This is a genomic window from Mycetocola sp. TRD_SC_2, from assembly GCF_055361225.1.
In genome coordinates, this window is record NZ_CM143954.1 from 230861 (window position 1) to 243298 (window position 12438).

Sequence of the window (12438 nt, forward strand, 5' to 3'; positions counted from 1 at the left end):
ACGTCACTTGTCGGTGACGGCGTCCTTCACGTTCTCGCCAGCCTGCTTGAGGTTGGCTTTTGTCTGGTCGCCTTGGCCTTCAGCCTGAAGTTTTTCGTTGTCGGTGGCGTCACCGAAGCCTTCCTTGGCCTTGCCCTTGGCGTCTTCTGCGGCGTTGCCGATCTTGTCTCCGAGTCCCATAAGGTCCCTCGCTTTCTGTGTTGGCGACCCGCGGAAATCCGCGGCCGAACAACACCAGAGTAGGCAGAACGCGCTTCGCCGCTCAAGGCCCTTGACAGGGGATTGACGGCGCCGGGACCTTACACATCTTCGTGCTGGGTTCTCTCATCAGCGAGCTGGGTCGGAACACTTCCGCCCGGATCGAGGGGAGGCATCCGCGGTTCAGCCTCGTCGCCGTCGTCGGCGGCATCCTGTGACGTGCCGCCCCCTGTGGCCGTGCTGCCGGGGCCGAGCAGTGCGTCGTCGTCGGTGTCGTTCGCGCGGTTGGGGATGTCGCCCATGTCTGTCTCCTTTGGTCGATGGCCCAGTCTGCCGGTGCATCGATCGACCGGTCAAGCGAGGCCCGCCGCAAGGCCTTGACTGAGGTCCGTCATCCTCGCTTCACTGGCCCGATGGATTCCTCATCTCTGACCGCACTCGCCCTCGTCTGTACTCTGACCCCGTCACCGGAGCGGTCGAGCAGCGACCTCCTCGCTGACCAGTTCCTCGACGCTCTCGCGGGCCACGGGGTCTCGACGAGCAAGATCCGGGTCGTGGATCACGACGTGAAGCCCGGCGTGCAGACTGACATGGGTGAGGGCGATGAGTGGCCGTCGATCCGTGAGCGAGTCCTCGCCGCTGACATTCTGCTCGTCAGCACACCCACGTGGGCGGGGCACATGTCGAGCGTCGCGTCTCGCGTCGTCGAGCGACTCGACGCTGAACTCTCCGAGACGGATGCCGCCGGCCGGCCGATTCTGTACGACAAGGTCGCACTCGTTGCGGTCGTCGGAAACGAAGATGGAGCACACAAGATCAGCGCCGACCTCTTTCAGGCGCTCAACGACTACGGTTTCACGATCCCGGCGCAGGGAGTTTCGTACTGGAACGGTGAGGCCATGCACACGACCGATTACCAGGACCTCGACAGCACGCCGGAGGTCACGGCATCCGCTCTGGCAGCCGCAGCAGCGAACGCCGTCCACCTGGCCGGATTGCTGCGGTCAGCGCACTACCCGAAGCCCGGTTGAGGTCTGTCGCTCGTCTGGCGGCTGGGGAGCGCCCGCTGTCTCCGGCGTTCGACCGGTGATTCCTGCATCACGTTGACGGCGACAGTGACGACGCCCAGGCGAACCCGGCGCGCGAACGCTCTGAGGTTCGCGAACGGCCGGGCAGAGATCGAGACCCGCAGTGCCTTGTCGTAGAGCACCGTCATGTCCGGCCGGAACTGGAAGCTCAGATCGAGGTCGTCGTGCACATCGGCCCGGTCGCGGTGGGCAGAGTCCCGCAGGGCCGGCCAGGCGTTCGCGCGCATCGCGAAATTGGAGCCGAACAGAGGCGGGTGGCCGAGCAGTATCCCCATCGCGCTGAAGTAAGCGGGCAGGTAACACGAGCCGCCGAACCAGCGCGAGAGGGAGTTCCCGCCATAGAAATCGGCGGTTCCGGTGACAGCGGATGCCTCCGGTCGGGCCTCGAAGGTCGCCTCGATCCGTTCCAGCCAGTCGTCGGCGGGAATGGAGTCGGCGTCCAGCCGGGCGAAGATATCGCCGGTCGCCGCGTCGAAACCGGCGCTCGTCGCTGCGGGGATGCCGCGCACGGGCTCGAACACCACGCGCGCGCCAGCCGCACGCGCGACCTGCGCCGTGTCATCCGTACTGGCGTTGTCGACCACGACGATCTCGTCGGCCACACGTGTCTGTTGTTCGAGTGCCTCGAGGCACACCCGAAGCAGATCGGCGTCGTTATAGACGGGGATGACGACGGAGATACTGGCCACGAAATCAGGATAGGAGGTCTTCGCGCCGCTCAAACACGGGTTGCGGCGCTGGCATTGGTGTGATGCGAGGGCAAGCCCTACCTCCATGTCGAGCGGGGCGATTATGGTGAAGGGCATGGCTGATGAGAATGGCGTCGCAATGACGCTCCCCACGAACCGTGACGACCGGAGCGAGACGATGGGTGAACAGGTCCGTAACCTGAATCTCGAGGAGATCCGCGAGGATCTTGCCTCCACGGTGAGTGAGATTCGCCGGCGGGTCTCGCTCGGCATGGTCATCGGTGTCGTCGCCGGATTCGTCGCCATCGTCATCGCCGCCGTGATCGCCATCACGACGGGCGACCACAGCGGGGAAGGCGCTCATGACGAGCGCTGAGGGCGAAACCGAGCGCGACGAGAAAGACGACCGCGACACCGTCATCGCATCGGCACCATCTGTCCGGGAACTCGCCGAGGATGCACCGTCGGACGCCGAGATTCGGACGCCGCCGAAGCTGCGGTTCAAGGATCTGCTGCCCGTGTACCGGCGTGCCCTGCGCGAGTTCACCAAGGACCAGGTCGTCGACGTCGCTGCAGGCCTGACCTACTTCGCCGTGCTCGCACTGTTTCCCGCACTGCTCGCGATCGTCTCGCTGCTGTCTCTCGTCAACCAGGACTCCAACGTCACCGAACAGTTGCTCGCCCTGTTCTCGTCGATTGCACCGGAGGACACGGCCGAGACGCTTCGGGGGCCGATCGAGGCGCTCACCGCCACTCCCGCCGCCGGCCTCGGTTTCGTCGTCGGCCTGCTCGGTGCAATCTGGTCTGCCGCTGGCTTCGTCCGCGCGTTCTCACGCGGCATGAACCGCATCTACGGGGTTCTCGAAGGTCGTCCCTTGCTCAAGTTCCAGCCGGTGATCCTGCTCATCACCGTCGTTGCCCTCGTGACGCTCACCCTCATGGCGCTCATCCTCGTGCTCAGCGGAGACATCGCCGAAGCTGTCGGCAGTCTGATCGGGCTCGGAGACACGACGCTCCTCGTCTGGAACATTGCCAAGTGGCCGGTCCTTGCGCTCCTCGCGATGCTCATCATCGCGATGCTGTACTACTTCACCCCCAACGTGAAGCAGCACAAGTTCCGGTGGCTCACGGTCGGATCGGCGACAGCACTCGTGGTGTGGGCCGCCGCGACCCTCGGCTTCTTCTTCTACGTGTCGAACTTCGGCAGCTACGACGCGACGTACGGCACGCTCGGTGGCGTCATCGTGTTCCTGTTGTGGTTGTACCTCAGCAACATGGCGCTCCTCTACGGCGGCGAGGTCGACGCCGAGATCGAGCGGGTGCGCGAACTGCGTGCCGGCATCAAGGCCGAATACGCCGTGCAGTTGCCGCTGCGCTCGACGGTCATGATCGACGCCGCGATCGAGGCCGAAGCAAAGGCGGTGCTCGAAGCGAAGCAGTTGCGTCAGGAAGGCTGACGCGGCGTTTGCTGCTCGGTCGCAAATGGTCGTTCGGGTCCTGCTCGGTCGTTTTTGGCGAGAGTGCGGCGAGAAGTTCAGCCAAAGCTGACCGAGCAACGAGACGCTCCAGCCAAAAGTGACCGAGCAACGAGGCGCACCAGCCGAAAGTGACCGAGCAACGTGACGGGCGACGGATGCCGCGGCGCAGCATCCGTTTCGCGGCATCCGTTCAGCGTGTAGCGGCGGCGGCCTCCCGGGCCAGCAGCGAGCGCTTGACGTCGACGCCCCACGCGAAACCACCGAGGGTGCCGTCGGTGCGCAGCACCCGGTGGCACGGCACGAACAGCGCCGGCGCGTTGGTCGCGCACACGCTCGCCGCAGCACGTATGGCGGTGGGCCGGCCGATCGCCGCCGCGAACTCGGTGTAGCTGCGCGGATGACCGGGCGCGATTCGCCGCAACTCGGTCCAGCCCCGCATCCGGAACTCGCCTCCGATTTGCGCAACGGGGACCGCGTCGATGGCGGCGACGTCTCCGTCGTAGTATGCGGTGACGGCATCCGCTGCCGGGATGTGGCCCTCATGCACGTCCGTCGGCCGCAGCGCGGGCGCAATGCGGGCGAGCAGTGCGTCGAGGGATGCTGTCCAGCCGGAAGCGAGAACGGCCCCGTCCGCGCGCGCGATGATGCTGAACGAGCCATCGGGTGTCGACAGCGTGTGTGAGAGAGCTGGTTCGATAGTGGTCATGCGAGGGTCTCCTCGGGAATAGGGGCGCCGGGAACGCCGGTCGCGGGTGCGGGCATGACGGGTGCTGCCGGGAGGCCGGCGGATCGCCAGAGGTGGAGGCACAGGTACGAGCGCCACGGTGACAGCCGCGCCGCCCAGTCGGTGAGCGGCTTTGCGGTACCGGGCAGCCCGAGCGCGCGGGCGCCGGAACGCACGGCGACGTCACCGGAGAGGAACACGTCCGGATTGCCGAGCACACGCATCCCGACGTAGCCCGCCGTCCAGTCGCCGATCCCGGCGAACGCGGTGAGCCGCCGGTGCTGGTCGGTCGGGTCATCGCCGAGGTCGAGGCGAAGCTCGCCGGAAGCAAGGGCGTCAGCGATCCGCATCACCGTTTCGATCTTTGCCCGGGGGCCGACGAGCGCATCCCGGCCGTGCTTCACGATCTGGGCCGCAGTCGGGAACAACCGGGTGAGCCCGGGGGCACCAGTCGTCGGCTCGAGGTCGGTGCTGCAGGCGGCGGCGAGCCGGTTCAGCTGGGTCCGCGCGGCGGCCACGGTGATCTGCTGCCCCACGATCGCCCGGAACAGCATCTCCTCGGCATCGACAGCACCGGGCAGGCGGATGCCCGGAATCGCGTCGACTCGCGACGCCAGCTCGGGATGCTCCCGAAGGGCCGTGTCGACAGCGACAGGATCGGCGTCAAGGTCGAACAATCGCCGCACGCGCGACGCGAGCACGGGCAGATCCCCGAGCTGGGTGAGCTGGGCGTCCAGGCGGAGGGCGCGGCCGTCGAGGCGGACCTCGAACCGCGCCGGACCGCCGGGAAGCTGAAGGGTGCGGGCATAGGAATCGGCGGTCGCCACCTCCACGCCGGCCACGGCCCGGGGGAGCAGCCAGGCGAACACGCCGGCAGCGTCGAACGGCTCCCGATACGGGAGGGACAGCGACAACGATCCGGGTGCCGTCGTGGAACGTAACCGTTTCGCACGGATCTGCCCCGGTGTGAGCTCGAACACCTCCGCCACCGTGTCGTTGAACTGGCGGATACTGGCGAACCCGGCAGCGAACGCTATGTCGGCGATCGGCAGGTCGGTCGACGTGAGCAGGGTGCGGGCAGTCTGGGCCCGGTGCGCACGGGAGAGTGCGAGCGGGCCGGCGCCGAGTTCTTCGTGCAGCACGCGAGTGAGGTGCCGTGATGAGTAGCCGAGCCGTCCGGCCAGCCCTGGCACACCCTCGCGCTCGATCACACCGTCGCCGATGAGCCGCATGGCACGCGAGGCGAGGTCGTTACGGAGGTTCCACGCCGGAGTGCCGGGTACTGCTTCGGGCAGGCAGCGTTTGCAGGCACGATAGCCGGCCTCGTGCGCGGCGGCGCTCGTCGAGTAGAAGGTGACGTTCTCGGGCTTCGGCGTTCGTGCCGGGCACGACGGCCGGCAGTAGATTCCGGTCGAGCGCACCGCGGTGATGAACTGCCCGTCGAAACGGGAGTCCTTCGCCTGGATGACGCGATACCGCTCGGTGAAGTCCATACCGTCAGCCTGACACAGCGGATGCCACGCGGCTAGCGGAAAACGGACACGACCGTGCGGAGGATCAGTCGGCGTCGGGGTCCGGGCTCGAGCGACGGATCTTCGCCGTCAGTTTCGTGAGCTGCTTGAGTTCATCGTCGGTGAGCGCCGAGCCCATGAGGTCGGTGATCGTATCCATGTGCATGCGGGCCGCGTCGCGGTACTGCGCGAAGCCGGCATCCGTAATCGCGACGATCGTGCCACGCTTGTCGGTGGGATCCGGATGCTTCGACACGAGACCGCGGGCGACGAGGCGGTCGATGAGGCGGCTGACGCTGGGCTGGCTCAGCAGCACGAGCTGGTTGATGTCGCGCAGCCTCGCCCGGTGGTTCGGCTGGAGCGACAGGTTGAACAGCACGTCGTACTCGTTGAGCGACATCGTTCGGGTCGGGAACTCGGAGGCCAGGACGCGGATGACACCGACCTGTGCGCGGAACAGCGATTCCCAGGCGGCTACCGCCAGTTCGCGATCGGTCATTCACGTCCTCCTGACGACCAAGCCTAGAGGGTGCCGCGTGTCTTTCCGGAGTTGCGTGTCGTCGAGGCGGTGCCGCGATAAAAGAGCACGATCCCGGTCACCGTCGCGGCGACGCCGAGCAGCAGGAGCAGGAGACCGACGAGGAGGGCGACGACGTCGCTGACGAGCACCCAGCGCAGGCCGAGGAGCATCCCGCCAAGAACGATGAGCAGGCCGACGGCGAAGCACGCGAGAGCCACCAGCCTCATCCGCCGGGCTGAGCCGCGTGCCTGTGGAGTGGCATCCGTGTTGTTGTCGCTCATGTTTTCAGGCTATCGGGCAGACGACGGAGCCCCGGTTAACGGATTGAAGGCCGGTCGTAGAGGCTTACGACCGGCCTTCCCCTTGCACCAAGAGTGTCCTGCAATCACATTCCGCGGTAGCTGCCACAGCAAAACAACTAACGCTCTCTGAATATATAACGGAAAGGTAACGGCGTCTAGTTATCGAAACGTTATTTTTGAAATTGGTTCTGCGCGGCAGCAAATTCTTGGTTCTGCTGTCGACCGCCAAGCTAGTTGAGACTTGTGCCAAGCAAGATGAGACTGATCGCAAACAATCGAAGCTCGGTGAGCGCACCGGCCGTCAGACGCGTCTCGGGCTGCGAGGCTCAGGCGCGTAATCCACCCGAAGCGTCGTGGCGTCAGGGTGCCGCACTCTAGCCCGCCACACTGTGCGCAAGAGAGTACCTAGCGGGAATGCATTTCGGGCGGCCCTTACGGATATCGCTTCAGTGTTGGAGGGATATGTGTCACAACGGCGGACAATGCCGCAGTAGGTCCGGCTTACGGACTCGAGCGCTATCCCTCTGCTCCGGATCCTGCCAACATTCGGTGCGCATCGGGAAGCGCGAACTGTGCCAAGGTTCATCTAGCAATAGCTGCATCGGTGATCGGTATGGGGGCGGGATTTCGAATGAGTGACGATGAACTCATCGACCAGCTGATAGCTGACGGAAACGACGCTGCGGAGCGCGGCGAACACGCAACCGCTATCGAACTGTTTGCCCAAGCAGTGGACTTGGGCGACGAGTCGTTCTGCCTGAACCTTGGCAACAGCCATGCTGCCCTTGGACAGTGGGATGACGCACTCCGAGCTTTCGAAAGGGGTTGGACCGCCGGAGAGATCGAGAGTGGGGAAAACCTGCTCATGTTTCTGGAGGAGGACGGCCAAACCAAGCGGCTCCTCCCGTTGTATCTGGAACTGGTGATGGCAGGGAGCGTGAAGGCCGTGGCGGTGTATGCGCAATACCTCTATTCCATCGGTGAGACGGAGGAAGCAAAGCGCCTCGCTCGGATCGTCATGGAAGACCCGTCCGAGTTGGGTGACTCGGCGGCCGGGATGCTTGGTCACTGGGAATACCACGAAGGAAACGTCACCGAAGCAGAACCTCTATTACGGCGGGCGGAGAGCGTTTGGGAGGACGCCAGAACCGATCTGGGTTGTCTTCTGCTTGAGCGCGGTGAGATGGCCGAGGCCGTGCTTCGCTTCGAAGCATCCATCGCAGCGGGAGATGGGGACAGCGCCATCCCCTACGCAAATTATCTAGAGAGCATCAGTGACGTCGAACGTGCTGAGGCTGTGTTGCGCCAAGCCAGCGACCGCGGCCAGGTTCAGGCGTCGTGGAATATGTACGTTCTTTTATCGGAGCAAGACCGAGACGATGAAGCAGAGCGATACCTATGGTTGGCCGCTGACGGTGGCGATGAACTCGCACTCGAATATCTTGTCGACGTTGAGGAATGATGCCAGCGCTCCCGTAGAGCGTTCCGCTTGTCGTCTGTGCCGCCCGGGTTCGCTTGACCGTCGCCAGCCTGAGTACCGCGGCAAGGGCTACGGGCGAGCGGCGATGCGGCTCGCTGAGCACCATGCCCGAGAGGCAGGCGCACGGACGCTAGGCCTGAGCGTGTTCGGCCACAACCCGGCCGCGCGAGGACTGTACGAGTCAGTTGGATATGAAACAACGACCGTCAAGATGCGTAAGCAGCTCTGACTCCACTCAGTCTCTGGCTTGCGGAAGTCGTGAAAGCGCCGCCGCGTGTCATGCGCTAGCCGCTTCTTGAATTCGTTGAAGCAGCTCTGCGAGGTTCGCTCGCTCCTCGACGCTAAGCGCCGCGATGACCGCATGCTCGGTTTCGAGGTGGTCGGGCAACGCCGCCTCGATAAGTTCTCGTCCAGAATCGGTGAGCGAGACCAGCGTGCCCCGGCCGTCATTCGGGTTTGCCTCCCGCCTGACTAACCCGCGCGTTTCGAGCTTATTCAGCCGCTGAGCGACCGCGCTCGTCGAAATCATGGCGTCACGCGCTAGCTCTACCGGGGCGATCCGATAGGGGACACCACTTCGCAGCAGTGTGGCGAGCACATCGAAAGATGCGGAGTCCAGAGCATGCCGAGCGAATGTGCTGGCCAGGCGCGATTCAACGGCAGCCGCAGCTCGGGTCAACCGACCAATGACCGCCATCGGCGAGACATCAAGATCGGGTTTCTCGGAATGCCACTGCTCAAGGATTCGATCCACATGGTCTGCCATGCATCCAGACTAGCAATTGCTAAGCGCTTAGGTATTATGGTTAAGTGCTTAGCAATCGATTCCTCCTTCTCGTGACGACGGCGGTGGCCCCCGCCCTATGGGGAACCACATATCTGACGACCACGGTGTATTTGCCGGAGGATCGGCCGTTGCTCGCAGCAACGTTGCGCGCGCTTCCTGCCGGGCTTCTTCTGCTGCTGCTGTGCCGCCGACTGCCGCGCGGCGATTGGTGGTGGAAGTCCTGGGTGCTCGGCGTTCTCAACATTGGCGCGTTCTTTGCACTGCTCTTCATCGCCGCCTACCGGCTCCCAGGCGGTGTTGCTGCCGTCGTCGGCGGGCTTCAGCCTCTCGTCGTCATTATTCTGGCGGCCCTGATTTTCCGCGAAAGGCTGACCTGGCGTGTGACGGCGGCCGGCGCGACCGGTGCGTTCGGCGTGTGTCTCATCGTCCTTCAGGCGCAAGCGCGCCTCGACACTGTCGGCATCGTGGCAGCAATCGCCGGCACTTTATCTATGGCATCCGGGATCGTGCTCGCCAAAAAGTGGGGACAGCCGGCACCCCCGCTGACCACAACAGCATGGCAGCTTGTCGCGGGAGGGCTCACCCTGCTGGTCATCCTGCTGGTCTTCGAGGGTCTCCCTACCGCCCCGCTGACAACACAGAACATCATGGGCTACGGCTATCTATCTGCGGTCGGAACCGCGTTCGCCTATGTCCTGTGGTTTCGCGGCATCGCACGCCTTCCCGCGAGCACCCCAGCTTTCCTCGGCCTGCTCAGTCCAGTCGTGGCAATACTCCTCGGTTGGATGATCGCCGGAGAAGTACTCACCCCTCTACAGTTCGCTGGAATTTTCATCGTCCTCGGTTCGATCACAGCTGCCACCGTCTCCAAAACAGCGAAGCCGCGCCGTGGGGACACCAACATTCACAGTGGAGTCCGCCGGTACGAGGCCAGCTTGTGACGGTTATACCTGCACCGTGAGAGAGACAGCGCGCGCGGTAACCGTTGGACGTTCGTGCCTCGATGGGCGTCCGGCATACGGGCTGTTTATGCGACCATCGAGGACGTGAGACGATCCGACGAGTGAAGCGACTGACCATCGGCGAGTGCCTCGTCCTATCCGCTCATCGTCGTAGCGTGACGTCGTCTGCTGGGTCGAATCATCCCCGGCTAAAGCCCTACTCGCTTGTCCACATCCCGTCGACCACTGTGGCGTAGCTACTCTGCGCTGAGTCGGTGTCGTACTTCGCGCCTTGGTATTCGAGGACGATCCAGTCCGATTGGTATCCGTTGTCACCGAGAGCGGCTGTGAGCGCTTCGGCATCGTCCCGGTCCTCGAACTGGTAGACAGTGATTTGGTCCGCTCGGACGGCTTGGGAACATCTGACCTCGCCGGCGCATGCCTGGGCCGTGATGTCGTGGGGACTAGTGACAGGAAGGCCCGGTTGCCCTTCGAAGCCGTTGAACACGTCTTCCACCGTCATAGTCGATCGTGGCGCGACGAGCTCCTGAATCCCACGAAGCGGGTCGCCGCCTGTGACCCAGAGGCCGGCTGCAATGGCGCCAGCAGCCAGCGTGGTTGTCGTGGTCGTGATTACGATTGAGCGTTTCGACATCGCCTACTCTTCCTGCCTATGGCGGTGGAGCCTAGCTCAGTTGCGCACGAGATCGGATCATTCGGGTGTTGGTTTCAACCTAGTGGGCTGGGTGGCGATCCGGTCCCCAAGTTGCCGGGAGCGTTATCGGAGCAGTTCGGGTTGACTCAATGCAAAGTCGCCGCAGCGACCCTCGACGCTGGCGCAATGGAACTGGACTTCCGCGAAGGAGCCGACACGAGTCGATACCCTGGATGAGGTCCGCTGACGGTTCCCGATGAGAGTCTCGTTTTTAACTCAGCCTCTAGATTTGGGTCATTCCACTCGGAATTTGAACCCGCGGTGCGATCCGACGAACCCCAGCCGCTCGTAGAAGCGGTGTGCATCCCTCCGTGCGTCATCAGAAGTGAGCTGCACAAGCGATGCGCCAATTGCTGGAGCTGCCGTCTCGGTGACCCAGCGCATCATGGCTGATCCGATGCCACTAGCCCTGTGACTACTGCCCACGCGCACGGCCTCGATTAGCAGTCGGGTGGAGCCCCTCCGGGCCATGCCCGGGATGCGGGTGAGTTGCATTGTGGCCAACGGCTCATCGGTTTCGCCCACGACTACCAGGACTTCGTTGGAGTGATCTCCGATCAGTTCCCTGAGGGCGGCACGGTAAACCCCGGTGTCGGACTCGTCAGCTCTGTCGCCTCTTGTGGCGCTGATCGGGTCGTCGGACAGCAGGTTCACGAGCGCGCTGAGGTCATTCTCGGCTGCGCGGCGAAGAGCGAACGTTCCCGAATTGGCCGCTAGGGAGATGGGGAGAGTTAGCGTTGTGATCACCGTTCCAGTTTCCCATGGCCGCTGCTGCACCCTGAGGTTGCTCCATGTCTTCGCTCTCATGCCCGGTGGAGGTTCCATACCGGAGGACACCTGCCCCGAGGTCTAAGAGTCGCGAGGCTCAACGAAATGCCGCGTGGTGACCCGGATGTGCTGGAGACAAACCACGAGCCAGCCGATAGCTTGAGCGCATGACCAACGTAGAGACGCGCCGCGCCGACACCACTCTCTTGCGCCAGTGGGAAGCGTCGCTCCTCCTGGTAGCGGGCGTCCTCGTGATTCCCGGGTTGCTGGCACTTTTGGCTAATAGCTACAGTGCACCTGACGCTGCCGCGTACGTGCGGATGGCTTTCGCAACTGTTGCAGGTCAAACGATCGCGATCGTCACGGTCGCCGGACTGCTTGCATCGCGGATAATTTCTCGCGCTCGACGGACCGAGATCATCAGGTTTGCAGCGATAGGCGCGGTCGTGACCTTTTATGCCGTTTCGATTATTGCGGCCGCCGGCGACATGCTGCTCCAGCGGCTCGACCTTCTCGGATAGCCCTGATCTCATCTGGAGTTACTCAACGCGGAGGGGAGCGTCGTTCCCTTTCCCCGTTAGGCGCGCAATAGCTTCGAGCTGAGTTCTTCGACGAAGCGCGTTCGGGCCCCTTCGCTGAGAGTCTTACCGTCCGCCTCCACCAGATTCAGGACGAGCTCGCTTCGACGCAAGCCGAGATTCGGCATCTTCAGGCATACTGACGGATAGGCCCAAATGTCGATGTTCAAGTGCGTGAGTTCAATACTTTCTATCTGGGAGAAGGGGATTCGGAGCGTCGGCTTAGCTTGACCAGGCTCCCAGACCGTCAGATCAGTCCCGAAGACTACCCCGAGGACGGGTTGTGTCGGAAACATCTTGATCGTCGACTTCCAGCCCAACCGTTCAAGAGCGGCGCGAGTCTCTGGATAGAGAAAGAACATGGACTTCAAGTCTTCGGACTGGTGCTGCATCATCACCTGCCAGAGTCGCCGTGACTTCGTTTTTTCCTTCCTCAGAAGTACCCGCATTGCAGGGAGGATGATTGCCAGGCACGGGAGGATGAACCACGTCCAGACCCTCAGATTTTCGTCAGACGGTCTCGTCAAGCGGAACACAACAGGGCCGATGATGGCGACAGCGAGAAGTAGTAGCGGCACGGCCTTTCGCCGATTCAGGTATCGCAGATTCATTTCGCGTCTCGAGTTCTCGGATGAGAGTTTTATCTCAGGGAAGGATGC

Annotated in this window: 18 protein-coding genes; 7 read left to right on the forward strand and 11 right to left on the reverse strand. The window is 63.4% G+C overall.

Annotated features, from left to right (window positions below; genetic code table 11):
* Nucleotides 1-3: 3 nt before the first annotated feature.
* Together ACWA1Q_RS01200 and ACWA1Q_RS01205 are read right to left on the reverse strand one after the other, a co-directional pair.
* Complete coding sequence (locus ACWA1Q_RS01200) at nt 4-180, reverse strand: CsbD family protein (RefSeq protein ID WP_463758846.1); 177 nt, start codon at nt 178-180, stop codon at nt 4-6.
* A gap of 119 nt (nt 181-299) precedes the next feature.
* The gene (locus ACWA1Q_RS01205; protein WP_463758848.1) at nt 300-500 is read right to left on the reverse strand and encodes a hypothetical protein; all 201 of its coding nucleotides are present in this window, start codon (nt 498-500) and stop codon (nt 300-302) included.
* 111 nt (nt 501-611) lie between these two features.
* Between ACWA1Q_RS01205 and ACWA1Q_RS01210 the strand changes: the two genes are divergently transcribed.
* Nucleotides 612-1229 carry a flavodoxin family protein gene (locus ACWA1Q_RS01210; protein WP_463758849.1) on the forward strand — a complete coding sequence of 206 codons (618 nt, stop codon included), beginning with the start codon at nt 612-614 and terminating at the stop codon, nt 1227-1229.
* Here the strand turns inward: ACWA1Q_RS01210 and ACWA1Q_RS01215 are convergent.
* Nucleotides 1211-1975, reverse strand: a complete 765-nt coding sequence (locus ACWA1Q_RS01215) for a glycosyltransferase family 2 protein (RefSeq protein WP_463758851.1) — start codon at nt 1973-1975, stop codon at nt 1211-1213. The genes ACWA1Q_RS01210 and ACWA1Q_RS01215 overlap by 19 nt on opposite strands.
* Nucleotides 1976-2090: 115 nt before the next feature.
* Between ACWA1Q_RS01215 and ACWA1Q_RS01220 the strand changes: the two genes are divergently transcribed.
* Nucleotides 2091-2351, forward strand: a complete 261-nt coding sequence (locus tag ACWA1Q_RS01220) for a hypothetical protein (protein ID WP_463758853.1) — start codon at nt 2091-2093, stop codon at nt 2349-2351.
* Nucleotides 2338-3432 carry a YihY/virulence factor BrkB family protein gene (locus ACWA1Q_RS01225; protein ID WP_463758855.1) on the forward strand — a complete coding sequence of 365 codons (1095 nt, stop codon included), beginning with the start codon at nt 2338-2340 and terminating at the stop codon, nt 3430-3432. Before ACWA1Q_RS01220 ends, ACWA1Q_RS01225 begins: the two co-directional genes overlap by 14 nt.
* A gap of 211 nt (nt 3433-3643) precedes the next feature.
* Here the strand turns inward: ACWA1Q_RS01225 and ACWA1Q_RS01230 are convergent, their stop codons facing one another.
* From ACWA1Q_RS01230 to ACWA1Q_RS01245, 4 genes are all read right to left on the reverse strand, one after another.
* Nucleotides 3644-4159: a methylated-DNA--[protein]-cysteine S-methyltransferase gene (locus ACWA1Q_RS01230; protein WP_463758856.1), complete on the reverse strand. Its 516-nt coding sequence runs from the start codon at nt 4157-4159 to the stop codon at nt 3644-3646.
* A complete protein-coding gene (locus ACWA1Q_RS01235) occupies nt 4156-5670 on the reverse strand; it encodes an AlkA N-terminal domain-containing protein (RefSeq protein ID WP_463758858.1) in 1515 nt (504 codons plus the stop codon). Before ACWA1Q_RS01235 ends, ACWA1Q_RS01230 begins: the two co-directional genes overlap by 4 nt.
* A 64-nt stretch (nt 5671-5734) precedes the next feature.
* Entirely contained in the window at nt 5735-6187 is a 453-nt protein-coding gene (locus ACWA1Q_RS01240) for a MarR family winged helix-turn-helix transcriptional regulator (protein WP_463758859.1), read from the reverse strand.
* 23 nt (nt 6188-6210) lie between these two features.
* Nucleotides 6211-6489 (reverse strand): hypothetical protein, encoded by a 279-nt coding sequence (locus ACWA1Q_RS01245; protein ID WP_463758861.1) that lies wholly within the window; start codon nt 6487-6489, stop codon nt 6211-6213.
* Between the two features lie 652 nt (nt 6490-7141).
* On the opposite strand from ACWA1Q_RS01245, the gene ACWA1Q_RS01250 reads away from it, so the two are divergent.
* Entirely contained in the window at nt 7142-7972 is an 831-nt protein-coding gene (locus ACWA1Q_RS01250; protein ID WP_463758862.1) for a tetratricopeptide repeat protein, read from the forward strand.
* Nucleotides 7973-8075: 103 nt separating this feature from the next.
* Nucleotides 8076-8219 (forward strand): GNAT family N-acetyltransferase, encoded by a 144-nt coding sequence (locus tag ACWA1Q_RS01255; protein ID WP_463760896.1) that lies wholly within the window; start codon nt 8076-8078, stop codon nt 8217-8219.
* A 48-nt stretch (nt 8220-8267) separates the two neighbouring features.
* Here the strand turns inward: ACWA1Q_RS01255 and ACWA1Q_RS01260 are convergent, their stop codons facing one another.
* Nucleotides 8268-8756 (reverse strand): MarR family winged helix-turn-helix transcriptional regulator, encoded by a 489-nt coding sequence (locus ACWA1Q_RS01260; protein WP_463758863.1) that lies wholly within the window; start codon nt 8754-8756, stop codon nt 8268-8270.
* A 44-nt stretch (nt 8757-8800) separates the two neighbouring features.
* On the opposite strand from ACWA1Q_RS01260, the gene ACWA1Q_RS01265 reads away from it, so the two are divergent.
* Complete coding sequence (locus ACWA1Q_RS01265; protein ID WP_463758865.1) at nt 8801-9718, forward strand: DMT family transporter; 918 nt, start codon at nt 8801-8803, stop codon at nt 9716-9718.
* Between the two features lie 217 nt (nt 9719-9935).
* On the opposite strand, the gene ACWA1Q_RS01270 is transcribed toward ACWA1Q_RS01265, so the two are convergent.
* Together ACWA1Q_RS01270 and ACWA1Q_RS01275 are read right to left on the reverse strand one after the other, a co-directional pair.
* Nucleotides 9936-10373: a hypothetical protein gene (locus tag ACWA1Q_RS01270; protein WP_463758867.1), complete on the reverse strand. Its 438-nt coding sequence runs from the start codon at nt 10371-10373 to the stop codon at nt 9936-9938.
* 294 nt (nt 10374-10667) lie between these two features.
* The gene (locus ACWA1Q_RS01275) at nt 10668-11258 is read right to left on the reverse strand and encodes a GNAT family N-acetyltransferase (protein ID WP_463758868.1); all 591 of its coding nucleotides are present in this window, start codon (nt 11256-11258) and stop codon (nt 10668-10670) included.
* 110 nt (nt 11259-11368) lie between these two features.
* Here ACWA1Q_RS01275 and ACWA1Q_RS01280 point away from each other — a divergent pair, with 110 nt between their 5' ends.
* Nucleotides 11369-11722 carry a hypothetical protein gene (locus tag ACWA1Q_RS01280; RefSeq protein WP_463758870.1) on the forward strand — a complete coding sequence of 118 codons (354 nt, stop codon included), beginning with the start codon at nt 11369-11371 and terminating at the stop codon, nt 11720-11722.
* A gap of 56 nt (nt 11723-11778) precedes the next feature.
* On the opposite strand, the gene ACWA1Q_RS01285 is transcribed toward ACWA1Q_RS01280, so the two are convergent.
* The gene (locus tag ACWA1Q_RS01285) at nt 11779-12228 is read right to left on the reverse strand and encodes a hypothetical protein (RefSeq protein ID WP_463758871.1); all 450 of its coding nucleotides are present in this window, start codon (nt 12226-12228) and stop codon (nt 11779-11781) included.
* Between the last annotated feature and the right edge of the window lie 210 nt (nt 12229-12438).

Excerpts from the sequence above, each read along its gene's own strand:
- ACWA1Q_RS01240 (WP_463758859.1), bottom strand. The coding sequence starts at position 6,187 with ATGACCGATCGCGAACTGGCGGTAGCCGCCTGGGAATCGCTGTTCCGC.
- ACWA1Q_RS01245 (WP_463758861.1), bottom strand. The coding sequence starts at position 6,489 with ATGAGCGACAACAACACGGATGCCACTCCACAGGCACGCGGCTCAGCC.
- ACWA1Q_RS01255 (WP_463760896.1), top strand. The coding sequence starts at position 8,076 with ATGCGGCTCGCTGAGCACCATGCCCGAGAGGCAGGCGCACGGACGCTA.
- ACWA1Q_RS01210 (WP_463758849.1), top strand. The coding sequence starts at position 612 with ATGGATTCCTCATCTCTGACCGCACTCGCCCTCGTCTGTACTCTGACC.
- ACWA1Q_RS01260 (WP_463758863.1), bottom strand. The coding sequence starts at position 8,756 with ATGGCAGACCATGTGGATCGAATCCTTGAGCAGTGGCATTCCGAGAAA.
- ACWA1Q_RS01285 (WP_463758871.1), bottom strand. The coding sequence starts at position 12,228 with ATGCGGGTACTTCTGAGGAAGGAAAAAACGAAGTCACGGCGACTCTGG.
- ACWA1Q_RS01280 (WP_463758870.1), top strand. The coding sequence starts at position 11,369 with ATGACCAACGTAGAGACGCGCCGCGCCGACACCACTCTCTTGCGCCAG.
- ACWA1Q_RS01200 (WP_463758846.1), bottom strand. The coding sequence starts at position 180 with ATGGGACTCGGAGACAAGATCGGCAACGCCGCAGAAGACGCCAAGGGC.
- ACWA1Q_RS01275 (WP_463758868.1), bottom strand. The coding sequence starts at position 11,258 with ATGGAACCTCCACCGGGCATGAGAGCGAAGACATGGAGCAACCTCAGG.
- ACWA1Q_RS01220 (WP_463758853.1), top strand. The coding sequence starts at position 2,091 with ATGGCTGATGAGAATGGCGTCGCAATGACGCTCCCCACGAACCGTGAC.
- ACWA1Q_RS01230 (WP_463758856.1), bottom strand. The coding sequence starts at position 4,159 with ATGACCACTATCGAACCAGCTCTCTCACACACGCTGTCGACACCCGAT.
- ACWA1Q_RS01225 (WP_463758855.1), top strand. The coding sequence starts at position 2,338 with ATGACGAGCGCTGAGGGCGAAACCGAGCGCGACGAGAAAGACGACCGC.
- ACWA1Q_RS01250 (WP_463758862.1), top strand. The coding sequence starts at position 7,142 with ATGAGTGACGATGAACTCATCGACCAGCTGATAGCTGACGGAAACGAC.
- ACWA1Q_RS01235 (WP_463758858.1), bottom strand. The coding sequence starts at position 5,670 with ATGGACTTCACCGAGCGGTATCGCGTCATCCAGGCGAAGGACTCCCGT.
- ACWA1Q_RS01205 (WP_463758848.1), bottom strand. The coding sequence starts at position 500 with ATGGGCGACATCCCCAACCGCGCGAACGACACCGACGACGACGCACTG.
- ACWA1Q_RS01270 (WP_463758867.1), bottom strand. The coding sequence starts at position 10,373 with ATGTCGAAACGCTCAATCGTAATCACGACCACGACAACCACGCTGGCT.